This window comes from Psychrobacter maritimus (assembly GCF_029953575.1).
Classification (GTDB): Bacteria; Pseudomonadota; Gammaproteobacteria; order Pseudomonadales; family Moraxellaceae; genus Psychrobacter; species Psychrobacter maritimus.
In genome coordinates this window covers 178845-205166 of the sequence record NZ_CP124526.1, presented here as the reverse complement: position 1 = coordinate 205166, position 26322 = coordinate 178845, and the positions used below count along the sequence as shown (strand labels likewise).

Genomic DNA, 26322 nt, shown 5'->3' with positions numbered 1-26322 from the left:
TCTGTGTCTATCATTTATTCGCTCTTCCACTAATGCTTGTCGCACTTATATTGACGCTTGTTGCAGTTAGATTGATGCTTATGGCAGTTAGATTGATAGCATTTACACCATATAATCAGACAAATCGAGCACTTGATTGGCAACGCCGACGGCCTGATGACTGGTCATTAATATCGCCCCGCCAGCCGTAGCAAATTCGCGCAACCTGTCTTCCATGCGGGCCACCATATCGACATCAAGCGCGGTAAAGGGCTCATCAAGCAACCATAAAGGGGTGACGTCAGGCGTTAATAAATACAAGCGTGCAAGGGTAATGCGCCGCGTCTGACCCGCAGATAAATGGCTTGAGCTGATGGTCTCAAACCCTTGTAATCCTACCCACGTAAGGGCGTCATCAATATCGGCGGTACTAGGGCTAATGCCATATAAATTGAGCAAAAACGTTAGATTTTGGGCGACGGTCAGATTTGGATGAATACCCAATTGATGCGACACATATAAAGGCTGCACAGGTAAGCTTGCTGCTCCTTGATAAACAACTTCACCGCTTAGCACTGGCAATAATCCAGCTAATTGCATCAGTAGCGTCGTTTTGCCCGTACCATTAGCACCAACCAAGTGACAGATGCTACCGGCAGCCAGATTGAGCGTCACCCCTTCACATAAAGGAGTTTCACCGCGCTGAACCGTCAGCTCATCAAGCACAAGTAAGGCTGTATTCAGAGCCGTCATCCAAACCTCTCATTATTTATTAAGCAGCAGGCAATATTCATCACAAACACAGATGAGGTTCATGGCATAATACTTTATGCTTACCACAACCACACAGTATAACAAATTGTCGATTACTATGACCTCAAAACCTATGCAGACTTCAAAAGATATTCAAAACCCAGCGCGAAAATCAGACACGCCGATGCTAACCCTAGACAGCTTAATCGAGGCGCAAGTGGCCTTTATGCAGCAATGGCTATGTACACAAGCGCAGCCGCTATCGATGCAGGCTTGGCAATGGTTTGGCGAGCAGCCACTGAGTAAATATATCAGTAGCGATGATTTGCAGCATCTTATTAATGACTGGCTTCTTAAACAGCCGCTCAGCGAGGGGGTACGTCGCGATATTCGTGATATTTTGCATACTATTATTTATCATCCCGTTAATGATAATGTGCCTTTATCAGAATTGGTCGATGACACGCAAGTTGAGATTCTAGCCAGCTACGTCGGTAGTCATGAAGAGCAGCGTAATATCTTGGTGCATACACTGGTCGGTAATGAAACCTTTGCAGACTTATTAACGCAAACGCTGTATCACGCTATCAATGATTTTATGGAATCCACGCTAGATAAAGCCGGTGCTGCCGGTAAACTGATGAAGTTTGGACGTAGCTCGTTTGAAAAAGCAACCAATCGCAATCTTGATGAAAAATTGCAGACGTACCTGCATCGCAATATTAAAGATTTAGCGCATAAAGCAGAAGCCAATGCCCAAGCGCATTTATCCAATGAAGAGGTTGCGCGTTTATTGGTGACGGGTTGGGGGCGCATCAAAGAGAAGCCGATTAGCGAAATCCAAACTTATTTACGTGATGAGCCTAACGATAGCAGTATTGAGCATATTGAAAACAGCATCCAACAAAGCTATAACCGTTTGCGCCTATCGCCTTATTTGCACAGCCTTGTGGCAGCGGGCGTCGATACTTGGTATAGCAACCATCAAGCCGATAGCATGGCCAATATCGCGGCAAGCCTACATATCGATGAGCAGGCAATAACGCAATTGAGTACTGCCCTGCTCCCTGTCGTCACTGACGCCCTTGAAAGCTCATGGGTTACGGCGCATATAACAGATATGCTGCAGGCGTTTTACGCCCAGCCTAGTATCAAAGCAGGATTGATATTTGGCAGCGATTAATCTGCTGTTGTAGCGTACGGTTTATGATTTAGTTTTTAAATTTCACCTTTTATTAGTTAGCCTACTATCCTATGAGCCAATCTCCTAAACTCAGCTTATGGCAAAGAATTAAACAGCTGCTCAACATATCGGCTGTGCAGGCTGTCATTGATGATATCAAGGCGGCTAAAGACTTAGATTTGGGCACGGATTTGGATTTAACAGAACAGGATAATAACAACTCTCATCCTTCAAAAAATAAGAAAGATAGTATTCAAACTTGTCCTAAAGACAGTGATGACAATGACAATTATGATACGGATGTCAGCGGCTTTAATCCTGATTTAAACCGTAATTCAAATCGCAACATAAACCACAGCTTTGATGACCGTTCCGATGACGTCATTTATAACAGCCTTAGTAGCAATATTGATAGTAGGTTAGATAGCAGCACTGATACTGATACTGACGCTTATTTTGATAATGATATCGAAGGTATGACAAAGCAAAATAGTGATGATGACACCCCGATTGTCAATTATCTTAAGCAGTATTTTGACGAGCAACAATGGCACTATAACCATTATCGACCTAGAACGAGTGGCAATAAAAATATTGACAGCCAGCAATCACACCATTTGTCTTTGAGGATGCGTAATAAAAAGCTCGATTGCGGCTATCTTTTTCGTGTGCAAGAAAAAAACAACTTGCTGGCAGTCTACGGTATTTTGCCGTTTTTGATACCCGAAAGCCATCAAAGCGCCGCCATGCTACTGATTACCCAGATCAATTACGACATGCTGATTGGCAATCTTGAGATGGATATCAATGATGGCGAGATACGCTACAAAAACGCCATCGATGTCGAAGCGGTCGGTATGGATGAAAACACCATTGAGCATTTACTACAAAGTGTCATCGCGATGACCACGGTTACTTACGAGATATTTAGTGACTTGGTCAACAATCAAAATCCTGCTACAGAATTGCAAGACTTACTGATGACACTACATCAACAAGAGGATGCGCGAACTTTTTTCTTACCCACCCAATTTGTTCAATAATCAAACTGGATATCTGTGCTTTTATAACTTCTCATTAGTATCTTATTCTCAAAAGCCTATTTTCAAAATCTTACTTTCAAAGCCATGAAAACCCTTTAGTCTTAAAAACTCTCTCAAATAGAAACCATTTAATATTATGCTAAAAATTGCTTACTCTGACATTTTTTGTTATTCCGTACCCGAAAAGCACCGCTTTCCCATGCAAAAATACACCATGATTCCTGAGCGCTTATTGGCTGAAGGAACTATCAATAATGAGAATTTTTTTGCTCCGAAGCGTCTGACAGAAGAGGAGATTTTAACCACGCATACAGCGGACTATTGGCAGCAGCTTAAAACTCAAACCTTACCACGTAAAGAAGCGCGCGCCATTGGTTTTGAGATGACACCAGAGCTGGTAGAGCGTGGGCGTTATATTGCCCATGCCACTTATGAATGTGCGTTATTCGCCCAGCAATATGGCGTGGCGATGAATGTCGCTGGTGGCACCCATCATGCCTTTGCCAATCATGGTGAGGGATTTTGTGTTTTTAATGATGTGTGTATCGCCAGCAATTTATTATTAAATCGTGGACAGGCGCAACGAATTTTAATAGTTGATTTGGACGTTCATCAAGGTAACGGCAATGCCAGTATCATGGCGGATGAGCCGCGCGTTTTTGTCTTTAGTATGCATGGCGCAAAAAACTACCCGTTTCGTAAACAAGTCTCAGACTTAGATATCGAACTGGATAATGATACGGGTGATGCAGAATACTTACAGATATTAGAGGATACGCTGCCGCGCTTAATCAATGAATTTACGCCGGATATGATATTTTACCAATCTGCGGTCGATGTGTTAGCAACCGATAAATTGGGCAAACTTAGTCTGACGATAGAAGGTTGTAAAGCGCGTGATGAGTTTGTCCTACAACAAGCTAAAGCGGCCAATATTCCCGTGGCTATCGTCATGGGCGGCGGCTATTCAGAAGATATCGAAGATGTGGTCGAAGCGCACTGCAATACATTCCGTTTGGCACAACAGCTGTTTTTTGCAGAATTGATTGAATAATGTGCAACTGAGAAACAGGCGTGACAAAATAACGTAAGAAAATTAGAGAGATTAGCGAGAGTTTAGATGGCAAAAATATTGATAGGCATAGGCATTTTGCTGGTTATTATCGGCGTTATTTGGCTGCTGTTTCCAAATGCGTTTTCATGGATAGGCAATATGCTAGGCGATATCAAACACACTTCAGGCAATACCAGAATATATTTTCCAGTCGTCACAATGATTATCACCAGTATCGTTGCCACCATACTGTTAAATTTGTTTAATCGGTAAATTTATTCAATCGCTAAGTTTATAGCAACGCCGTTATCCCCTGCCAACCCACGCGAATACCTAGCACGATGAGAATCAGTAAAATAAGCTGGCGAAAGCGTGCTTGTGGCAAGTAGCGGCGCAAGCGAATACCAACTAGCAGCGCGGCGATAGATAGAACACTTAGTAGAGTAATCAGCTGCCACTCACCGTGACTGAGCGCCATGATAGGCTCACGCAAGACAATCATTTGGGCAATTTTACCCAAGAAATAACACATGTTGCCGACTTTGGCGATGGTATGCTTATCGTCACTTGCGGACAATAAATACATCATTAATATGGTCGACATGGCATTGGTCGCACCGCCAATAATGCCTGCACTCAGACCAACGATAATCAGCACAGGCTTGGTATTGGGCAGACGAATTTGCTTACCGAGCAAGCTACTGACGACATAAAAGCCAATAACCGCTGCCAATACCAATAAGATATAAGCGCTATCGACCCACAGCAACAATTTTGCACCAAGCATACTACCGAGCAGGCTGGTGAGTGCTAATAGCCAATAGCGCCTGCCGTAATAGATGAAATTTTGCCAAATAGTACGCCCGCCACCCGCTAGCCAAGTCATGGCATTAAGTAATAATGAGGGAAAAATCACTAGAACGATAGCATGGGGTAACGGATAGATACTGGCAAGCGCGGTGGTGGTTACTAACGTCACACCCAGTCCGCTAATACCATGCAGCAATGATGCTAGCGCAAAGATTGCTATCAGTAATAACGTCTGGGTGCTATCGTTATCCATCATATTCGTCATAGAAACTTACGACCTAATAGCGATATTGACAACAGATATCGACGACAGATATCGACGACAGTAGAAACAGCATAACGAGGCGGTTTCTTATGATTGGTTATGATTGATGACGTTGCCAAATTATTTCGCCAATAATAGTAGCCAACTGCTTGGCTATCTCATCTTTGCTCGCTTTCTCAAGTATCACGCTATCGTGCTCATAACGCTCTGAGAAAAACACTTGCATGGCATTATCATCACTGGCAAAACCAATATCTGCGCGTGAGACGTCATTACAAGCGATTAAATCCAAATCTTTAGATACTAGCTTGCCACGCGCATAGTGCTCGACATCTTGCGTTTCTGCTGCAAAACCAACGACAAACAGCTCAGGATGGGCAAGCGAAATCGTCGCTAGGATATCAGGGTTTTTAACCAAGCTTAGCGTCATGGCATCTTGCGTTTTTTTGATTTTTTGCGGCGCCGCTTCTTCAGTACGATAATCAGCAACTGCGGCGGTAGCAATAAAGATATCAGCAACTTTTACGCTGTCATTGGTGATAATCTCAGCATGTTCATGTTGATGCGCTTCACCGCAATCACAATCGCCATGCTGATGAGCATGGTCGTGGCTGTGTTCATGAGAATGATCGTGAGAATGGTCATGATCTTCTTCAGGCAGATACTGTAGCGCAATATGCGTACCATCGACACATTGCTGCGCTGCTACAAGCATATCTTTAGCTGACAGGACGTCAATGCGCGTGACATTGAGCGGTGTTGGCAGCGCAACTTTGCCACCAGCAATCAAAATAACCTCTGCACCAGCGGCCACACAAGCACGCGCTAAGGCAAAACCCATTTTCCCTGAAGAATGATTGGACAAATAACGCACCGGATCGATGGCTTCTACCGTCGGACCTGCAGTAATCACCACGCGTTTACCTGCCAATAACTGCGGCGTGGTTTGCATGGCATTAAACAGTAGCACTTCGGCTAATAACTCTTCAGGCTCAGGCAAGCGCCCTGCTCCGACATCACCGCATGCCTGCTCGCCGCTGGCTGGTTGGATAATTTGGTAATTCATATCGCGCAGGGTTTGCACATTCAGATTCACTGCTGGATGCGCCCACATTTGCTGGTTCATCGCTGGCGCAATAATGACCGGCGCTGTCGTTGCAAGGCATACGGTGGTCAATAAATCATCTGCCATACCCATCGCAAGCCGCGCCAAAGTATTGGCTGAGGCAGGTGCAATGATAATTAAATCGGCCCATTTAGCAAGCTCGATATGACCCATCCCCGCTTCTGCTTGCTCATCAAGTAATGAGATATGTACCTCATTGCCCGTCAAAGCCTGCAAGGTAAGAGGCGTGATAAACGCTTGTGCGCCCGAGGTCATAATGACGCGCACATCAAAGCCCGCCTTGATAAGTAGACGGGCAAACATAGCAGATTTATAAGCGGCGATACCGCCGGTGATAGCAAGCACAATATTTGACATAAGCATGGCATCAATAAAAAAATGAAAGATAAAAATTGCGCTTATAGTAACAATTATGCGATAAGTTAGGGGAAGTTTTGTAGATTTATCTCAGTTATCTGACACTTACCCCCATTATGAAGGAGTGACAATGGCAATTAAAGACTGGCATGAAGATGATAGACCGCGTGAAAAGCTGCTGAAATTTGGCGCCGCTCATTTATCTGATGCTGAGATATTAGCGATATTTTTGCGCACAGGCACCCAGTCGCAATCGGCCATTGAGCTTGCCCGCCATTTAATAGACCAGTTTGGTAGCCTAGCAGAGCTGTTGGCTGCGCCGCAAGAGACGGTACTTGCTTGTCACGGTATTGGTCCTGCCAAATACGCCCAGATACTGGCATCGCTTGAGATGGGTACGCGCTATTTAGACAGTCAGCTTAAGACAGGTCATGCGCTTGGGCGCTCGCAAATGGTCAAAGACTATATCAGCACCCAGCTGCGCGGTGAGCATCGTGAAGTCTTTGCCGTACTATGTCTGGATAATGCGTTAAACCTAATCAATTTTGAGATACTATTTACTGGCGGGATTTCCTCTTGTTCGGTTTGCATCAAACATGTGTTACGCCATGCGTTGAGCCACGCTGCCAGTCAGCTTATCGTTGCTCATAATCATCCTCATACTGACGCTACCCCATCAACGGCCGATAATTTACTCACTTATGAGCTAAAAAAAGCCTGCGACTTAATAGATTTGTCTTTAATTGACCATATCATCGTCGGGCGCAATGAAACGCTCTCGTACGCTGAGAAAAGCCTAGCGCCCTTTGACTAGCGACTTCTGTCTGACGCTTGATACATATTATCGACACAGCGTAGCATTTTGGCTCTTGATAGTTATAAACAACTGTTTCATATTGGTAGTTAACTTTATTTTTGCTGTGGCAGTTCTTGATAGACCTACTGTTGATAGATTTATTTGATAGTGGGTTTACCCTTATTAATTTTAAAAACTGCTAGAAAAGAAGTACCAAACAGGCATTTATTTTGTCATATACATTAACTTATCGCATAACAAATCTGATGGAAAAATAAAATAACAATTAGAATTATTCCATCAGTTTTTATTCATTTAAATTTTACGCTTGTGCATTCAGCGTTATAAAGGAGACAGTCATGGCCATCGGCTTATTTATTTTGGCAGTAATCATTCAGTTAGCCATGGTCTTGGCCATCTTTTTATTATCTTTATCCCGTGTCACCGGTAGTATCGTCGCCCTCGTGACCATCCTTGTCACCGCCTTTATCAGTCCATGGTCGCTCATCTTAGGCATACCGTTAGCGCTACTATGCTTAGTATTGCTAATCGCGCCGCTGCGCCAATCATTGATTACCAAGCCTGTTTATAAAGCCTTGGGCGGTGCGATGCCAAGCATGAGCGATACCGAACGTGAAGCCCTCGATGCCGGTACCAGCTGGTGGGAAAAAGAGCTGTTTATGGGCGCGCCAGATTGGGACACCTTTGCCAAGTATCCCTATCCTGAATTATCAGAAGAAGAGCAAAGCTTTATTGATAATGAAGTAGAAGTACTGTGTGCCATGCTTGATGAGTGGCAAATCCATCATGAAGATAAAGAGCTGTCACCGGAGGCGTGGCGCTTTATTAAAGCCAATGGCTTTTTGGGTTTAATCATTCCGAAAGAATATGGCGGTTTGGAATTTAGCTCGTATGCTCAAAGTCGCGTGATGAGTAAAATCGCTTCGCGTTCACCAACCGCTGCCGTTACTTGCATGGTGCCAAACTCGCTCGGCCCCGGTGAGCTGCTGATGCATTACGGCACCGATGAGCAAAAACAACGCTGGCTACCAGGTCTTGCCAAAGGCGAAGAAATCCCTTGCTTTGGTTTGACAGGTCCTGAAGCGGGCTCCGATGCAGGCGCGATTCCTGATACGGGTGTGGTTTGCTATGGCATGCATGAAGGCGAGCAAGTGCTCGGCCTGAGTATGAACTTCTCTAAGCGCTGGATTACTCTAGCGCCTATTGCCACCGTCGTTGGTTTGGCCTTTAAGATGCATGACCCAGAAGGTTTGCTTGGCGACCCTGAAAAGACCGATTACGGTATTACCTGTGCGCTCGTTCCTGCCAGCCATGAAGGGGTTGTTACCGGTCCTCGTCATAATCCAATCGGCTCGCCATTTATGAATGGTACGGTTGATGGTAAAGACGTCTTTATCCCGCTAGATTATATTATCGGCGGCGTTGAGAATGCTGGTCGCGGTTGGCGTATGCTGATGGAATGCTTGGGCGTTGGACGCGGTATCTCCTTGCCCGCGCTATCGACCTCTGCCAGTGAAGTCACCTATTTGACCGTTGGTGCCTTTGCAAAGGTTCGCGAGCAATTTAAAATATCTGTCGGTAAATTTGAAGGCGTGCAAGATGCCACCAGTCGCATGGCCAGTAACACTTATATGCTCGAGGCCTTTCGTCATCTAGTCACCTGTGGCTTGAACCAAGGTGGTACGCCATCGGTGATGACGGCAATGGCAAAATACTATGCCACCGAAACCATGCGTATGGTGGTCAATGATGGCATGGATGTGGTTGGCGGTCGTGCGGTGCAGATGGGACCACGTAACTTTTTAGCGATTCCTTATCAAGCCATTCCCGTCTCTATCACTGTTGAAGGGGCGAATATCTTAACGCGCTCATTGATGATTTTTGGTCAAGGGGCGATGCGTTGTCATCCTTATCTATTTGATGAGCTGCAATTATTGCAAAGTGATGATAAAGAAGGTGCGCTCAAGCAGTTTGATAATTTATTCTTTAAACATTTAGGCTACACCTTTAATCGCGGTGCCAAAGCCTTTGTCGCAGGCTATGTCGGTGGCAGCAATCATGCGCCAAGCTTTGCCGATGGCTTTACCCGTCCTTATTATAAAGACATCAACCGTTTAAGCGCAGGCTTTGCCCTAACCGCCGATATGTCTTTAGGCTTATTAGCCGGCGATTTAAAACGTAAAGAGATGCTCTCTGGGCGCTTAGCCGATATCCATTCGCATCTATTTATCTGTACAGCGATTTTACAATTTTATGAATATGGCTCTAAATCTAAAGCCGAACGCTTGCATGCAGAAGTGGCACTAAAAAATAGCCTTTATACCATTCAAGAAGCGTTCTTGTCTTTATTTGCCAACTTCCCAAATCGTATGGCGGCAAGCTTAGTCAGCTTTGTCACTTTCCCAAGTGGGCGTATCTTTGCGCCGGTCAGCGATGAGCTAAAACGCCAATTGGGCGATACCTTTATGGATGATTTTGAAGCCAATCCATTCCGCGATTATCTTAAAACCATGGTGTATTACAATACTGAGCCTGATGATGTCACCGGACGCATGGAACACGCTTATCAAACGCTGCTTGACGTTGAGCCTTTATGGCAGAAATTTAAAAAGGCGGAGCATAAAGACAGCTTTGAAGGTCTTACCTTTGAAGATCATGTGGTATATGCCAGCCAAAACGGTGACATTACCGAAGAAGAGGCTGAAGTACTTATTCAATATAATGCCATACGCTTTGATTCGTTATTGACCGATGTGTTCGATAAGCATTTATCTAAAGCGCAAGAACGTCACAATCCGCACAGTTTAGAGAATGCAGTTTATAAGCTGACGGATTATGCGCAATTGAAAAACGATGCACAAATAAGAAACGGCATCGCGACTGATAGTACTGTGCAAACAGCTGAGCCAACGACTGATAATCTTGAGCCTGCAGCAGATGACAAACAAGAAGCAACCGGTGATGCCAATCCTGACCATGGTTATGAAAGCGATGGCGATGTCAAAATGGTCAGTGAGCAAGACACCGTCAAAGAAGTTCAGGCACAAACCGATTTTGCAGAATCAAACCCTGAAGCACAAGCGCTCGACCCGCGTCACCGTGATGCAGAAACGCACCTAAGCGAGCGCATGGGTCATAATCATCGTTTGAATCGAGCGGCTGATACTCATGCTGATAATGTAGATGGCTTAGACAGCTCAAATTCAAATGGCCTTGAGAGTTCAGAAAGCTTGCAAGCAAAAACGGACCGCTTGGACAAATCGTCTAACGCTGATAACAAATGGCAAGATGGCTTACGTCGTGACGAAAACGATAAGGTCTAAATAGCTAAAAACCAGCATTTTTTTAAAACTTGTTTTTCAGCTTAAGCGAGATTATCCAATATGGATAGTCTCGCTTTTTTCGACTGCACCATGGCTATTACACCCAAATCTACGCCAGAAATCTTTATGTTATTCAATTTAATCTAAAAAGTTTTGCCGCTAAATAAATCCTGACCACAGCAAGGCGACAATGTCACGTTATTAAAGTCATAAAAATTTCTTGCAGTATCCCCAACAATTCTTTTATATTGTCTCCAAAATCTGACTTAAATGACAGATAACACACTTATAGACGTAATAAACACAGTAATAGACACGATTTTGCCGCTTATACGGCCTGATATATCGTGTTTATTGCTGTGCATTACGGCAACCAAGGACAGTAGTTATGTGGAAAAATATGGGGCTGACTGGCAAAATTATTGTTGCCATGGTGCTGGGTATCATACTGGGTTTGTTTATAAACTATTCGGGATTAAATGCCGAAGGTAGCTTTGTTAGTGACTATGTGACCAATGGCTTATTTGCCATTATCGGTAAGCTGTTTGTTAACTCGCTAAAAATGCTGGTTGTACCCTTGGTACTGATTTCGCTTATTTGCGGGGTTTGTGGCATCGGTGACATCCGCTTGCTTGGTCGTATTGGCACTAAAACCTTTTTCATCTATATGATGACGACGGCACTGGCGATTGCGACTGCCATCGGACTTGGCGTACTCTTTGGTATCGGTAAAGGCATGGATATCAAAACGGATGCGGCGTTTGAAGCGCAATCCGCACCGCCATTGCTTGATGTGTTCTCCAATATTATCCCATCAAACCCCATCAGCGCGATGGCAAATGGCGATATGTTATCGATTATTTTCTTTGCTATTTTAATCGGTATCAGTATCTTGATGGTTGGTAAGCCTGCTAAAGGCTTGGTGCAAAGCTTGGAGCTTATCAATGAGGTCATCTTAAAGATGGTGACCATCATTATGAACCTCGCCCCTTATGGCGTGTTTGCGCTGTTAGCAAAAGCCATGTCTGAGCTCGGTTTAGACCTTATTTGGTCGCTGCTGGGTTATGTCGCGGTATTGGTTGGCTCGCTTGCCTTCCATTTCTTTGTGACCATGATGATTATCCTCAAGCTGGCTTCAGGCTTATCGGTGAGAACCTTTTTAACAAAAATGCGCGAAGTACAGATTTTTGCGTTTAGTACCTCAAGCTCGAACGCGACGATTCCAATTACCTTGCGTACCGTTACCAAACGTATGGGCGTCAACAACTCTGTCGCCTCGTTCACCGTGCCATTTGGTGCCACCATCAATATGGATGGTACGGCTATCATGCAAGGGACGGCGACCATTTTTATTGCCAATATCTATGGTATAGATTTGGGCGTAACCGAATATCTAACCGTTATTTTAATGTCGGTACTTGCCTCTGTTGGTACGGCGGGCGTTCCTGGTGTTGGCCTAATCATGCTCTCGATGGTATTTGCGCAAGTAGGCTTACCGATTGAAGGGATTGGTCTTATCCTAGGGGTTGACCGTATCCTTGATATGTTACGTACCGCCGTCAACGTCAGTGGCGATGCCGCTGTGACCGCTATCGTAGCTAAGTCAGAAGGCAAGATGGATTTGGCAATTTATAACGACCCTGATGCGGGTGCAAAAGACGTATTCGATGGTCATATCGATGAAAACAGCGAGCGCGAATTCTCTGAAGTCTTTAGCGATGGCATTATGGGCAGTGAATACGACGATGTTAAGCGTGATTAAATGAAACGCGGCTAGCTTTAATATAAATTAGCCAATGATAAAAATTTAGAAATAAAAAAACTTCAGCCAATTGTGGACTGAGGTTTTTTTTCGTCTTGAATAAGGTTTTTGAAATTAATATATAGACGAAATAACTTAAAACCGTGACGTTACTGCTGGCATAAATTTTTTGAAGCTTCTGGAATGCGAAGCACACAGCAAGCGAAAAAAATTTATTCCAGCAGTAGATGACTATAAACAAAGCGCTTTTAATTGACACAGACTATCCCAGCCTCAACATAGCTAACCTTAACCAAACACATATTTTGTCAGCATCGCCATACAAACCAAAACAATCATCGGACGAATCAGTTTACTACCGCCTTTGACAACCATATGCGAGCCAAAATAAGCCCCTATCGTCTGCCCCACCATCATTGCCAGTCCCACTTTCCACAACACATTACCGCCTATAATAAAGAAAATGAGCGAGCCAATATTGGTGGACAAATTCAGCACCTTTGCCACCCCTGTTGCTTCAATAATTTGACGACCACGCAGTGCCACATTTCCTAAGGCAAAAAACATCCCCGTACCCGGTCCGATATAACCATCATAGAAACCTATCAAGGGTGCCACTACTTTTTGCCACTTGCTTTCTGAGATACGCGGTGCGGCCTCTACTTCACCCAGCCTTGGGGCAAATAAGGTATAAATACCAATCGCCGCAATCAAAAACGGAATCAGCTTTTCTAATAAATCAGGCGGTGACAACTGTACGGCAATCGTACCAAGGACAGAACCGATAAAAGCCGCGATAATCGCCGTTTTTATATTCTTCGGTTTGACGACACCTTTTCTAATCATTGTAATGGACGCCGCGAGCGCGCCTGATGCTGCTTGTAACTTATTCGTCCCCAAGGTTAGTACGGGTGGAATATTAGCAAGCAACATGGCTGGAATGGTCAATAAACCACCGCCGCCTGCGATAGCATCGATAAAGCCTGCCAGCGCGGCCACAACCGTCAGCATTAAAATAATCTCGATAGAGAGCGATATGTCCATGACACCGACCTTGAAAATTTATGACATAAAAAAAGCAAGCCTGAAAAAATCAGGCTCAGAATACGTTGGTTGATAAAGTAGCGGCTATTTTTTTAATCGATACCACTCTTTCATCAATGCCAAACTGGATATGAGGATTTGCTTAACGGCGCTCATTATAAAGATAAAAATGTAAAAAAAGCCAAAAACCTAACAAAGTCTGCTAGATTTGTCATATCGACTGTCTTATCGATATATCCTTTGATAATCGTTGAGTCTTCAAGGAAGAAGCATAAAACCGTTAACGTATTTAATTGTTTATATGAATGAAATTGTGAGAAACTAGAGACACCTATTTGTTATATCAATCTATGTCACTATTATCTATGTCATTATTAATGGTGGTTTATCGTTTAACTATGCTGAGTAGTCCTGAGCTGAACTAAGCAAACCAAATAACAATAGGTACTTGAAGTTCTTGAATGATTTAGCACGTTTTATTTAGTTAATGAGGATAATATGGCAATACAAAGAATCAAAGCATTTTTCAACCTCGAGGCGTCAGGCGGCATTGTCTTAGCGCTGGCAGCTATCGCGGCAATGATTATTGCCAATACCCCTCTGAATACTTGGTATGAATCCTTTATTCATGCCCCCGTTGTCATTCAAATTGGCAGCTTTGCGATTGCAAAAGACGCCCATCATTGGATCAACGATGGTCTGATGGCAGTGTTCTTTTTCTTAGTCGGTCTTGAGCTCAAGCGTGAAGTGCTCATCGGCGAGCTCTCGAACGTCAAACAAATTATCTTACCAGCTGGCGCGGCATTGGGCGGCATGATTATGCCTGCTATCGTCTATTTGCTCTTTAACTATAATGAGCCTGAGTTTTGGAAAGGTTGGGCAATTCCGGCGGCGACCGATATTGCCTTTGCTCTTGGCATTTTAAGCCTACTTGGCAATCGGGTGCCAAACTCACTCAAAGTCTTTTTGGTATCCATCGCTATTTTTGATGATATTGGTGCTATTTTAATCATCGCTTTATTTTATACCAGCGACTTATCACTTGGTTCATTGGCTATCGCCGCTTTGTGTTTACCGTTCTTATATCTACTCAATCGCCGTAACGTCACCAGCATTACCCCTTACATATTAATCGGGGTGATTATGTGGATTGCCGTGCTCAAATCTGGCATTCACGCCACCTTAGCTGGGGTGGTACTCGCGTTATTCATTCCGTTATTTGACCGTACTGACCCTGAACACTCTCCACTTGAAGAGCTTGAGCACGACTTACAAAACACCGTATCTTACGGAATTTTGCCATTATTTGCCTTTGCCAACTCAGGTATATCGCTCAAGGGCGCAGGCTTTGCAGAGCTATTTCATTCCGTGCCATTGGGTATTGCCGCCGGACTGTTTATCGGTAAGCAAGTAGGCGTCATGCTAATGTGCTGGTTAATTTTTAAATTGGGTATTTCCACCATGCCAAAAGGCATGAACTTTAAGCAAATCTACGGCGCAGCGTTACTTTGCGGCGTTGGCTTTACCATGAGTTTATTTATCGGCGGCCTTGCTTTTGGCGGCGCGACACCATTATTTGATGAGCGTTTAGGTATCATTATGGGTTCAATCGTTTCTGGTATTGCCGGTTATCTGATGCTAAAAGCCACTTTAAAAGACGATGTTAATAATACTTCGGTAGATTTAACCCATCATTCATGATGACTGATTGAGTAACTTTATAATGAAGTTGCTCAAAGCGCTTAATGTTGGTTAATAAAAGGCAGTTGCTAAAGAATGGCTTATAAAAATGGATTCCATCGATATTACTAAAAAAACCGCTAAAACAAATGCTGCCAATGGTCGGGGAAATACTGACCCTCAGTACACGCTTTACTCTTATCAGCGTCATGGGCGCACGACGGCGATTGACGACCATAGTGACCTGCAAGTCTTAAAGCGCATCAAGCGCTATTTATTGCCAAAAGACTTTGTTATCTCGCAAGGTTTATTAGAGGAAATGGTTGCGGGTTACGATATCGGTGATCCAGTAGCAGATGCATTAGCGGCTGATGGTATTCGTTTTGCAAAGCCCTTACAGCAATTTATTATCAGCGGCAGTAACCGTGGCAGTAACTTCGACGCCAACCTTACAAATAACCCTGCATTTAACGCCTTAACCGAGCAGTTTAGCAGCCATCCTACGTGGTTTGACCCCAAGCTTGCACAAATCGGTGCGGTTGCCTATCGCCGTTATCCGCTTATGCTGATTTGGTTATTACGTAACGTGGCGCTAATGGCAGGATATAGTATTCCTGCCCTCTCCCTGCCGCTCATTCAAACAGGCGCATTGATGCACGATGCTCTACCACGTTTGATGCGTACCTATGCTTATATCCTAGCCGTGTCTGAGCATCCTCCATTACCCAAGTCGCATACGAGCGCAGGCAATCAGCGTCAGCCTATCGAGCAGGTATTGGCGATTGGCTCAGAAGGTTGGCGGCAGTCTATCAAGGTGCGGCAGATTCATACCCTAGTGCGGCAAAACCTGCTTAAAGGTAAAGGCAATGCAGCTAAGGGCGTCATACCCAATGCCGACCAGCACCATAATCCAGATGGCAGTTGGAATAGTGCTTATTGGGGTATTCCTATCAATCAAACCGATATGATTGCTACCCATTTGCAATTTTCACTGTTGATTATGCGTGGATTGCGACTGCTTGGCGCCCGTATCAGTACTGAGGAAGCCGAAGGTATCCTGCATTTATGGAATCTTGCCAGCTATTGGATGGGCGTTGATTTACAGCGCTTGCCAAAAGATGAAGCCGCTTGCTGGGAATGGCTCTATACTTATTTATCGATTCAGCAGTTGGATTTTAAAATGGGCCAGCCGCTAGCAAAAGCCCTGCATGATTTACCGCGGCAGCTGATGGGTGAGGACAATCGCCGTGGACGTTTCGTTGAAATGGTCAATGCCAGTGTCACTCGTACCTTGGTCGGCGATGATATCGGCGATGGGCTGGATTTACCAAAATCAAAGATACGCTTTGGTGTCTTGTCCTCAGTACCGATTCTTTTTGCGCTCGATACGGCACGTCAGCACAATCAAACGGTGGCGGAAAAATTAGAAGCCTTCCGTGCCAAACGCCAAGACAATATGAATTGGTGGCTGAAGAAAAATGACGATTACTATAAATAAAGCATGATAAATGTAGGCAATTTAAGGAGAAAAGCCACTCAATATTAAATAAAACCAATAACAAATAATATTCAATAAAGTTAAAAGACATAACTAGGAAGCATATGTCGAATATTATTAGTAGTAAATAGAATATGTTAAACCATTATCAACGGCGTCTACAATAACTATAATAAATCCGCAAAAGACGCGCTTGGTAAAACTAGAGAATGGTTTTACTTTAGATACTTCATTGCATAACCTCAACCGTTATACGTGTTAATTACGCGTATTTTGGATGCGGTAATACCACTCTAGTTGCCGATCAAAGCCTGTTTCCAACAAGCTGGCAATGACGCGTCCTGTCAGACCCCAAACCGTTTCACCATCAACCTGCCAGCTGGGCGTAAGAATGGTCGCGGTCTGATCTTGCATTGTATACTCTACCGCATACTCTACGGTAGGCTGAGTCATCAAGGTCTCAAAATCTGCCCAAAAAATACGTGAGATTTCGCCAAGCTCAGGCACTAACAATAAATCCGGTGCAATCAGCGCCACAATAGGACGGACACTCATACCGCTTTTCGAAGTTTGAATCGGTAATTGACCAAGTAGCTGCACCTTATTGGGCGGTAAGGCGGTCTCTTCACAGGCTTCACGCAAAGCGGTGACGACATTATTACCATCGCCGGCATCATGTTTTCCGCCTACACAAGAGACTTCGCCGGCGTGACTGTTCATATGCGCGGCGCGGCGCGTCAGTAGCAGTTTGGGATGGCGTTCATGGGTGATGGCAACCAATACCGAGGCATCGGCAATGGGTGTCTGATATAAGCTATCTAAAATGCGAGCGCTACGAGAAGTGTTAGAGCCGTCGTACAACGCCGGACTGGTGACCGCATTTAAGGTTTCATGCTGCACCCGTTCCGCCAACTTTCGAATGGTCGGATAGCGAATAAAGTCTGGCACAGCGACTGAAAACTCATCAAAACGTAGCGACTGCGGGGGGAGTAACATTATTATTGCCCTATATTTTTATCAGTATGAAGCATCAATGCAATTAACTATAAATAGCAATTAAATATCAATATTGACTACTCAAGTATCAATGTCAAAAACCAAATGTTTTTAGGATATGCTCGTGGATAAGATTTTTTCATTAAATAAAATGCAGGGCAAGACTGATGACTGCCCGCAAAGATTGCCATTAATCATCATCGCCATAGCTTGGATTGGCGGTACTTTTGCCACTGCCATACTGGCGCTACTGGGCAATTGGCAAAATGTCGCCATGATTTTGGGCTCATTTGGTGCCAGCTGTTTGCTTATTTTTGCTTATCCCGAGAGCCCCTTTGCACAGCCTAGAAACATCGTTGGCGGTCATCTTATCACCACTTTCACAGGCTTATCATTTTTGACCTTGTTTGGTATCGAATGGTGGAGTCTGTCGCTGGCAGTTGGTACGGCGATTGCGCTGATGCTATTGCTGCGCGTACCGCATCCACCGGCTGGCTCCAATCCATTAATCGTTATGCTTGGCGGCGTCAAATGGCATTTTTTACTTACCCCTACTCTGGTCGGTGCGCTCGCCTTGGTGGTGGTTGCCCTTATTTATAATAATATCGGTCGCGGCCGCCATTACCCACGTTATTGGTAAAGCCATCCTTCAAGATAAAGCTATCTTTTAATAGTTAACGTCAGTCTAGCCTAGCGCAATCTGACTAAAGCTGCATAGACTTTATGTGACTGGACTGGATTAGGCGGCGCTGTCTGTTGCGCTTAACAATGCATTTATTAATCAGGGCAGCTTTAACGGCAAGCAGTTGCGCAAACCTGTAGGGTTTTTATTATCACTGCCAGTGCGATGAGAATTTGTGTTATCTTAGACTTAATGGCTATTATCAAATAAAAATTGATAAGCTAAAGTCATACTATTTTATAAAACAAGAATTATAATTCTTAAAATACCGAAAACCTTTTTCTCATTTCTCCTTTTCATTATACAAGGCAGTTGATATGCGCTATTGTCTACAATGCGGTCATGAAGCAGAACGCAAAATACCAGCCACCGATAATATCCCGCGCTTGGTATGCCCAAATTGCAATTATATTCATTATGAAAACCCAAAAGTCATTTGTGGCTCATTGGTCGTACATAAACACCGTGTGCTGCTATGTCGCCGCGCGATTGAGCCACAATATGGCTTATGGACGCTGCCCGCAGGTTTTATGGAAAATGGCGAAACCATGGCAGAAGGTGCGGCAAGGGAAAGCTTTGAAGAGGCAGAAGCGGTGGTCACCAATCCACATTTATATTGCCTCTATGATATTCCTGATATCGGGCAAATCTATAGTATTTATATCACCGAGTTAAAAGACGGTGCTTACGGTATTGGCTCTGAAAGTCTCGACTGCGCTTTGTTCACCGAAGAAGACATTCCGTGGGATAAGCTTGCCTTTGAAGCTGTACGCCGTACTTTAAAAAGCTATTTTGCCGACCGTCAGCAATACGATAACCATGAAGATTTCCCCATTCATCAAGATATGATTGGCAAAGACCAAGCGATTAAGCGTTATTAATACAGCTTTTTAAAATACTTACCGGCAATAAAAACCGCCGCTTTCAATACAAACACTGAGAGCGGCGGTTTTTTTATACAGTCAATGATTTGCGATGACTGATTTTGCGCTAAATTAAAAACTAGCTTTTAATTTTACAAACGTTAAAGCCTAACTCTTTTACTGCTTCTTCTTTATCATACGGTGCTAGTACCGCTCGCACATGGTCTTGACCTTGAAGATATTGCTTAGCGACGCGCTGCAAGTCAGCAACCGTCACAGATAATATCGCCGCGCGCATTTTACGCTGCCAGTCGACGCCGCGATGATGCAGATTGGCAAAGCAGGCTTTTACCGCCTCGCCTGCTGGAGAGCCAGGCTTATCCATACCTGAGATAATACCTAAGATGGCTTCTTCTAACTGCTCATCGGTTTGCTGTTCATTCAATAACCATTCGATACTGGCATCAAAATGGGCAAAAGTTTCAGCACACTGTGGATCGCGATAGCTAAAGAACTTAAAGGCGCAAGCGTTGGCATCGTAACCTGCACCGCCGCCATAAGCACCGCCGCGCTCACGAATGGCACTATGCAAGTAGCCATTGCGCAGATACGGCGCCAACACCATTAAGGCAGCAGTATCAGGATGGTCTGCGGCTGGCACAGAATAAGCGCTAGCATTATGATAGACGTTGGTCGGAACTAGCCACGCCAAATCTTCAACATCGAGCGCCACACCACTTTCTATTGCTTTGACCGCGTCTGTCTCGCCATTTAACGCCGCATCAAGTTGCAACTCGGCAAACTCGCTTGGGATATTGTCTTCAATACCCGCATCAGAGTTTGTGATTTTTTCAGCAATTTTTGGCGCTTGACTGTCTTTCCAGCTATCAACGATTAAATTGCTTAAACGCTCAGTTTGCTCAGCTTCACAAATAATAACCGCATGCTTAGGCAAGCTGATTAACCGTTGATGTAAATCCATCAAGCTGGTTGCCAATTTATCCCACTGCGCATCATCAGTACTGGCATGGGTTAAGAAGTCTTTTAGCGCATTCAATGCTGGCAGACCGCTGCGCACATATTCTAACTGTGCTTGGCGACTCATGCCGCGACTGGCGGTTTGCATCGCATAAGAATGCCCTGAACCGGCAAGGTTTGATTGCCAACCTGCTTGACGCTGCTGCAAGATTTCTTTGATACGGTCATGCTCACTAAAGACGCTATGCTCCATGACTTCTTTGAGCAAATCAATCGCTTCAGGTTTACGATTTAGCGCGCGCGTTGCTACGACAAAGTAACTACTAATCGCTTGGCTGTCATCGATATTGGTGCGCTGACTGATACGCGCCGTCACCCCTGATGAATGCGCCGCTTGCTTGGCTTGCATTTCATGGGCACTTAGCGAATCCGTGCCCAGTTCTGACAATAAACTCAGATAAATAGGCAACAATGGATGATTAATCACCTCATTAACGGGTAGCTCGCTGGTGTCCTGATTACCAATCGCATCGGTCAACGGCACAATCACTTGATAATAATACAAGCCATTAGTGCCCGCTTCATATTCAAATAAGGTGCTCTCTTGCCCGCTTAAATTTACTTGTTTTTGCGTGCCTTGTTTAAAGCTGATATCCGTTGGCACATCTTCTAAGCCAACTTTTGGCAATAGGCTTAAATCATCAGGCGCTGCTTGGCGCGCTGCCAAATCTAAAGCCTGTTGCTTTAAGATAGCTTTATCATCAGCGGTCAAATCCATCGCAATGGTATCAAGACGGGTTTGCTCAGCGGCTGCCAAACGGGCAGTTTTTTCGCTGTCAGGCATCATAGTGACACGGACACGATGCTGATTATTGAGTAAATGAGTTTTGATTAAATTTGGTAACCACTGAGCATCTTTTAATTGTTCACGCAGCCACTGCAAATGCTCGTCAACTTCCCAGACATCGATAGGATTGCCATCATGAATCGCCGTACTAAAGCCTTCTAGCATGAGATTCAAACCATACGGCATGCTATCGCCGCCGATATGGCGCTGATCAATCTCAATTTGGTGCAAGATAGTTTCAATGGTTTCATCATCAATCGGCTTGCTCGCGACTTGAGTAAGCAGGTCTATAATCCCCTGCTCTACCGCTTCGGCATGCTCAGGGTTTGAACCGCGCAGACCGGTATAAAAGACCATTTCATAATGACTGTCGTCGAGTCCCAATAGCGGGCTTGGCGCTTTACCGAGTGGATGGCTGTCTAAATACGCACGCAGCGGCGAACCAGCATGCTCAACCAACACACCTTCTAATAGACGCAGTGCTAAACGCTGTTTTGGATCAGTAATTGACGGCAATAACCACGCCACCACATGATGCGTTTGGTCAGGACCGGCTTCATCAGCCGTATAAGTGTCAACCGCGCTGATTGGTGCAGACAGACGCTTTTCTGGACGTGAAACGTGTTTTTTGCCGGCTTCAAATTGAATCAAGGCATCTTCATGGATTTTCGCCTGCGTCTCAGCGACCGGAATATTACCAAAGCTCATAATCACACTGTTTGATGGATGATAATGGCTTTGATGAAATTCAACCAGCTCATGATGGGTCAAGTCAGGAATATCAGCAGGATCGCCGCCTGAATTGTAATGATAGGTCGTCGTTGGGAACAAATGATGGGCGACCGTATGATACAACTGGTCAATCTCACCACTCATCGCGCCTTTCATCTCATTAAAAACGATACCTTTAAACTGCGGCTTATCATTTTCGTCTAACTCGACGCGAATACCTTCTTGGGCAAAATCAAGCGGATGAATATTAGGGAAAAATGACGCATCAAGATAAACGGCAAGTAAGTTAAAGTAGTCGTTCTTATTTTGCGTGGCATACGGATAGGCTGTCCAATCCGCAGCAGTCATCGCATTCATAAAAGTATTTAATGAGCGTTTAATCATTGAGAAAAACGGGTCACGTACAGGGAATTTCTCAGAGCCACATAAAGCCACGTGCTCTAGAATATGCGCTTCGCCTTTTGAGTCCATTGGCTGAGTGCGAAAGCCAACCAAAAAGGCATTTTCATCACTCGGATGCGCCAAATGGTAATGCATGGCCCCAGTCTTAACATGCTGACTGATCAGCACATCCATCGATAGCGCCTCAATGTGGCGATGCTCAATCAGCTCAAACGCTGGATGTAGCGTTAAATCCGCAGTAAATGGCGTGTCAGTCATAGTTATCCTTATTAATGATAATGTATATCGTGCCCTGATTTTCAGGGCTCATAAAATGGTGTCTATAGCGCTAATAGATGGGGCTTATCTATGGATAAGTCAAGCTAGCCATATGGTAATAACGGCTCACTGGGTAAGATTTATCAATGAATATTTTAAAAGTAGCATTAATGCAATATCCATAATCAAATAATGGTTTTAACCCTTAACAAAGGTAGCCAGCACTGCTACTATAAAGTTAACTACTATTTTAGGAGCCCCTGATGAGCTACCAACATATTTTACTGGTCACCGACTTATTGTCCGATGCTGACGAGGTTGCCCTAAAAGCCTAACGTATCCTTGCAGGCTCGCCTGAGGCTAGACTATCTGTCTTACATATCGTTGAAGATGATATGGTGCGCTTCGGCTTTGAGCTGGTGCCTGCGTCTAGTTTGTCAGGTGATTTCGATGGCGAACACTGGCAAGAAGCACGCACTAAATTGGCGCAATTCTTAGCACGCAATGAGCTATAGTAGAATTAATTTAAAATCGATACAGTGCGACTGGGATGAATTTTTCGTAGCCTCTGTGATAACAGCAAGCAAGGAAAATTTATACCAGTCGCACATAGCTATAACGTATCGCTTTTATTTTGAACTGACTATAAACGCGGTCAACTCCGAGGTCACTGCTGCTATCTCTAACAGTAAAGGTATCGTCAATTATTGCCGCGAAAAAGAAGTCGATTTACTGATTATCGGTCGCCATGAGCGCCGCGGTATCGCTGCTTGGTTAGTCAAAGCAACCGCCGACAGTATCTTGCCAAACGTACCTTGCGACAGTCTCGTGGTAAAACTCGATCAGCCCGTACCAAAATAACGAGATAAGCAAGCAAGGCACTAAAAAAGCTACTGTTAAGCGTAACAAATATCCCTATAAGATATAGACAAAGATAGCTTAGCAGCACTTAACAGCGCTCGGTAGGAGTGCTATAGTAAATACTATCTGACACGAGGAAGACGCTATGAGTTACGAACATATTTTATTGGTCACCGACCTAATGTCCGATGCTGATGTGGTCGCCCAAAAGGCCAAACGCATCGTCGAGAATCGTCCTAACGCCAAGCTATCGGTGCTTCATATCGTTAAAGATACTATGGTTGGCTTCGGCTATGAGCTGGTGCCTGCCTCAAGCTTATATGATGAAATTGATGATGAGCGCTGCCAAGAAGCGCGCGCCAAACTGGCACAGTTTTTGGACCGTAACGATTTACATGCGGTCAATTCTGAAGTGACCACCGCCATCTCTAACAGTGAAGGTATCGTCAACTATTGCCATAAGCATGATGTTGATTTATTGGTCATCGGTCGTCATGAACGTCATGGTATCGCCGCTTGGCTCAGTGGCGCGACGGCAGATAACATCTTGCCCAATGTCCCTTGCGACAGCTTAGTGGTGAGACTGGACAAACCGGTTAATAAATAAGTTTAAGAATACACTTAACGTAATTCCTAAGTTATTTGAAACTATTAAAAAATCTCATTAACAAAAGCGCATTGTATGACATTGCGCTTTTTTATTATTCATTAAAACAGTAAATATTCTCACTAGAATCTCTACATTTACCATTAAAATCAATCTTCTATCAAAATATCAATAAAGCTTTGCCAAATAGGGCTTTGATGGCGGGCTTTATGCCAAACTAGCCACCACGTACGTGATAAGTCTATACCCGCTACTTTTACCTGCACCAATTTTTCTGCTGCCAGCTCCCCCTCAATAACATGCTGCGATAAACAACCAAGCCCAATATCGGCGCTTACCATATGTTTAATGGCTTCTGATTGCTGAATCGCCATCACAATCTCGGCATGCGGCAGATATTGCAATAATTGCTCATCAATAATTTGCCGCGTACCCGAACCCGCCTCTCGTACCAACAGCGGCAGTATTGCCAATTGTTCTGCACTCAACTCATAACATTGTTCTTTATCGTTATAATTCATGTCTGTCAGCCACTTACTATGACGCTTAGCAAAGACCATCAAGTTATCGGTCCGCCAAGCGCGCTGCTCAATCACCTTCATATCTGTCGGGCGTGGCATGCCCTCTACGAGCGCAATATCAATGTTTAATTGCTCAACCTCGCCGACTACCTCTTGGGTATTGGCAATATACATATCGATATGAGCATCCGGTAGCGCTGCATATAGCTTGGCAAGCAGCGGCGGCAGCACATAATTACCGATAGTGGTACTGGCACCGATATGAATCTGCCCCGCTTGGTGCTTATGATAATGCTCGAGAGTTAAGGCCTGCCCCAAGATGGCTTGCGCCTGTATATAAATAGGATGGGCGTTTGGATGCTGATTGAGCCTGCGCCCGACGCGCTCAAATAGCGGCATCTGCAACCTTGACTCCAGCTCAGTGAGCGCGCTACTGACCGCCGACTGCGACAAATGCAGCTCTTCACTGGCACGGCTGGTACTGCCAGTTTGATAAATACTGACAAACACCGATAACTGCTTAAGGGTAATCTTCGGCAGCATCTGTATGGGTTTTTTCATAATGGCTCTGACATCCTATACACCCTATAAATTTCCAAAAGCCTAAACTCTAAGAATCGTTTCTTAACCTAAAAAATCGATAGTTTATATCTTATTAATCTGTTTTTATTATAAATCGACATGACTTATACTGTCTATTCATAAGCTTATGCTTATTTCGATTATAGATGATAAATAATAGGTGCGTACGACATGAACGCTTTAGCACAAAACATGCATAACTACTTTCCGCATAACCGCCATATTTTGGGGCTGATTTTCGTGCTGATTGGTAGCTTGTTTTGTTTATGGCTGAATATGAGCTTAGATACGTGGTCGAACGGGCGTATTATTGGGCTATCTTCTTTAACCCTAGCAATCTTGCTTGGGATTATATTGGGCAATACGCTATATCCAAATTTTTCTGAACAACTTAGCAATGGCGTTAACTTTGCCAAAGGTCAAATATTACGCCTTGCCATTATTTTTTATGGCTTTAAGCTGACTTTAACCCAAGTTGCTAGTGTCGGTATGCCCGCCGTTATGACGGATGCATTGGTATTAACCTCGACATTTTTACTTACCTATTGGCTAGGCACTAGATGGCTCAAAGTCGATAAGCAGACGACGTTATTGATTGGTGCTGGTGCCAGTATTTGCGGCGCAGCAGCGGTGATTGCCGCAGAGCCGGTCGTCAAAGCGGAAGCACATAAAGTCACTATTGCTGTCGCCACCGTGGTGGTCTTTGGTACGATTGCCATGCTGCTCTATCCGTTTTTATATCAGCTTGGCTGGTTGCAACCTTGGCTAAATGCTCAGCAATACGGCATTTATACCGGTTCAACCATTCATGAAGTCGCGCAAGTGGTGGTCGCAGGTAATGCTGTTAGTACCGAGGTTGGGAATACGGCGGTCGTCACTAAAATGATACGGGTGATGATGCTCGCGCCTTTTTTACTGATTTTATCGTTTGCTTTAACCACAGGTAGTAGCAAAAATGGTGAAAAACTGTCATTGATGAAGCGTGTGCAACAAGTCAAAGTGCCATGGTTTGCCTTTGTCTTTATTTTGGTCGTGTTACTACATACTTGGGTGCCAATGACGGCAAGCTTTGAGCGTAGTATGGTCATGCTCGATGATGTGTTGCTTACTATGGCAATGTTTGCGCTGGGTTTAACCACGCACCTAAGCGCCATTAAACAAGCAGGGGTTAAACCGCTTATCTTAGGCGCAATGATGTTTGCTTGGCTTATCATTGGCGGCGGACTGATTAATATAGTGATTGCTTCACTCTAAAATAGTTACTGACTAAACACCAAACTCTTAACACCAAACCAAAAA

The 26322-nt window shown here is 44.4% G+C and carries 21 protein-coding genes; 14 read left to right on the top strand and 7 right to left on the bottom strand.

From position 1 onward, the window contains the following. Positions 1 to 102: 102 nt before the first annotated feature. Complete coding sequence (gene ccmA, locus QJS82_RS00875) at positions 103 to 732, bottom strand: heme ABC exporter ATP-binding protein CcmA (protein ID WP_281490911.1); 630 nt, start codon at positions 730 to 732, stop codon at positions 103 to 105. 133 nt (positions 733 to 865) lie between these two features. Between ccmA and QJS82_RS00870 the strand changes: the two genes are divergently transcribed. From QJS82_RS00870 to QJS82_RS00855, 4 genes are all read left to right on the top strand, one after another. Continuing rightward, positions 866 to 1915, top strand: a complete 1050-nt coding sequence (locus QJS82_RS00870) for a hypothetical protein (RefSeq protein WP_281490910.1) — start codon at positions 866 to 868, stop codon at positions 1913 to 1915. A 71-nt stretch (positions 1916 to 1986) separates the two neighbouring features. Continuing rightward, complete coding sequence (locus tag QJS82_RS00865) at positions 1987 to 2958, top strand: YbjN domain-containing protein (RefSeq protein ID WP_281490909.1); 972 nt, start codon at positions 1987 to 1989, stop codon at positions 2956 to 2958. 136 nt (positions 2959 to 3094) lie between these two features. Further along, on the top strand, positions 3095 to 4012 hold the full coding sequence (locus QJS82_RS00860) for a histone deacetylase family protein (protein ID WP_281490908.1): 918 nt from the start codon (positions 3095 to 3097) through the stop codon (positions 4010 to 4012). 66 nt (positions 4013 to 4078) lie between these two features. Further along, entirely contained in the window at positions 4079 to 4285 is a 207-nt protein-coding gene (locus QJS82_RS00855) for a DUF2905 domain-containing protein (protein WP_281490907.1), read from the top strand. Between the two features lie 19 nt (positions 4286 to 4304). Here the strand turns inward: QJS82_RS00855 and QJS82_RS00850 are convergent, their stop codons facing one another. Further along, entirely contained in the window at positions 4305 to 5087 is a 783-nt protein-coding gene (locus QJS82_RS00850; RefSeq protein WP_281490906.1) for a TSUP family transporter, read from the bottom strand. A gap of 97 nt (positions 5088 to 5184) precedes the next feature. Continuing rightward, positions 5185 to 6570 (bottom strand): bifunctional phosphopantothenoylcysteine decarboxylase/phosphopantothenate--cysteine ligase CoaBC, encoded by a 1386-nt coding sequence (gene coaBC, locus QJS82_RS00845; RefSeq protein ID WP_281490905.1) that lies wholly within the window; start codon positions 6568 to 6570, stop codon positions 5185 to 5187. 130 nt (positions 6571 to 6700) lie between these two features. On the opposite strand from coaBC, the gene radC reads away from it, so the two are divergent. The 3 genes from radC (at position 6701) to QJS82_RS00830 (ending at position 12472) form a co-directional block, all read left to right on the top strand. Further along, complete coding sequence (gene radC, locus QJS82_RS00840; RefSeq protein ID WP_281490904.1) at positions 6701 to 7384, top strand: RadC family protein; 684 nt, start codon at positions 6701 to 6703, stop codon at positions 7382 to 7384. A gap of 341 nt (positions 7385 to 7725) precedes the next feature. After that, positions 7726 to 10710, top strand: coding sequence for an acyl-CoA dehydrogenase (locus QJS82_RS00835; RefSeq protein ID WP_281490903.1), 2985 nt, complete (start codon positions 7726 to 7728; stop codon positions 10708 to 10710). A 388-nt stretch (positions 10711 to 11098) separates the two neighbouring features. Further along, the gene (locus tag QJS82_RS00830; RefSeq protein WP_281490902.1) at positions 11099 to 12472 is read left to right on the top strand and encodes a dicarboxylate/amino acid:cation symporter; all 1374 of its coding nucleotides are present in this window, start codon (positions 11099 to 11101) and stop codon (positions 12470 to 12472) included. Between the two features lie 288 nt (positions 12473 to 12760). Here QJS82_RS00830 and QJS82_RS00825 read toward each other — a convergent pair whose 3' ends face one another. Next, a complete protein-coding gene (locus QJS82_RS00825; RefSeq protein WP_281490901.1) occupies positions 12761 to 13516 on the bottom strand; it encodes a TSUP family transporter in 756 nt (251 codons plus the stop codon). 498 nt (positions 13517 to 14014) lie between these two features. On the opposite strand from QJS82_RS00825, the gene nhaA reads away from it, so the two are divergent. Beyond that, entirely contained in the window at positions 14015 to 15217 is a 1203-nt protein-coding gene (nhaA, locus tag QJS82_RS00820; protein ID WP_201619224.1) for a Na+/H+ antiporter NhaA, read from the top strand. A gap of 88 nt (positions 15218 to 15305) precedes the next feature. Beyond that, positions 15306 to 16694 carry an oxygenase MpaB family protein gene (locus QJS82_RS00815; protein ID WP_281490900.1) on the top strand — a complete coding sequence of 463 codons (1389 nt, stop codon included), beginning with the start codon at positions 15306 to 15308 and terminating at the stop codon, positions 16692 to 16694. A 258-nt stretch (positions 16695 to 16952) separates the two neighbouring features. On the opposite strand, the gene QJS82_RS00810 is transcribed toward QJS82_RS00815, so the two are convergent. Continuing rightward, complete coding sequence (locus tag QJS82_RS00810; RefSeq protein WP_281490899.1) at positions 16953 to 17690, bottom strand: NUDIX hydrolase; 738 nt, start codon at positions 17688 to 17690, stop codon at positions 16953 to 16955. Between the two features lie 118 nt (positions 17691 to 17808). Between QJS82_RS00810 and QJS82_RS00805 the strand changes: the two genes are divergently transcribed. Beyond that, on the top strand, positions 17809 to 18330 hold the full coding sequence (locus QJS82_RS00805; protein WP_281490898.1) for an HPP family protein: 522 nt from the start codon (positions 17809 to 17811) through the stop codon (positions 18328 to 18330). A gap of 359 nt (positions 18331 to 18689) precedes the next feature. Further along, complete coding sequence (locus QJS82_RS00800; protein ID WP_201565056.1) at positions 18690 to 19253, top strand: NUDIX hydrolase; 564 nt, start codon at positions 18690 to 18692, stop codon at positions 19251 to 19253. Between the two features lie 121 nt (positions 19254 to 19374). Here the strand turns inward: QJS82_RS00800 and QJS82_RS00795 are convergent, their stop codons facing one another. Continuing rightward, positions 19375 to 22452, bottom strand: a complete 3078-nt coding sequence (locus tag QJS82_RS00795; RefSeq protein WP_281490897.1) for an insulinase family protein — start codon at positions 22450 to 22452, stop codon at positions 19375 to 19377. A 570-nt stretch (positions 22453 to 23022) separates the two neighbouring features. Between QJS82_RS00795 and QJS82_RS00790 the strand changes: the two genes are divergently transcribed. Next, positions 23023 to 23313 (top strand): universal stress protein, encoded by a 291-nt coding sequence (locus QJS82_RS00790; protein WP_281490896.1) that lies wholly within the window; start codon positions 23023 to 23025, stop codon positions 23311 to 23313. Between the two features lie 145 nt (positions 23314 to 23458). Then, complete coding sequence (locus tag QJS82_RS00785; RefSeq protein WP_087813544.1) at positions 23459 to 23920, top strand: universal stress protein; 462 nt, start codon at positions 23459 to 23461, stop codon at positions 23918 to 23920. Positions 23921 to 24069: 149 nt separating this feature from the next. On the opposite strand, the gene QJS82_RS00780 is transcribed toward QJS82_RS00785, so the two are convergent. After that, the gene (locus QJS82_RS00780; RefSeq protein WP_281490895.1) at positions 24070 to 25002 is read right to left on the bottom strand and encodes a LysR substrate-binding domain-containing protein; all 933 of its coding nucleotides are present in this window, start codon (positions 25000 to 25002) and stop codon (positions 24070 to 24072) included. A 192-nt stretch (positions 25003 to 25194) separates the two neighbouring features. On the opposite strand from QJS82_RS00780, the gene QJS82_RS00775 reads away from it, so the two are divergent. Continuing rightward, a complete protein-coding gene (locus tag QJS82_RS00775; protein ID WP_281490894.1) occupies positions 25195 to 26277 on the top strand; it encodes a YeiH family protein in 1083 nt (360 codons plus the stop codon). Positions 26278 to 26322 lie beyond the last annotated feature (45 nt).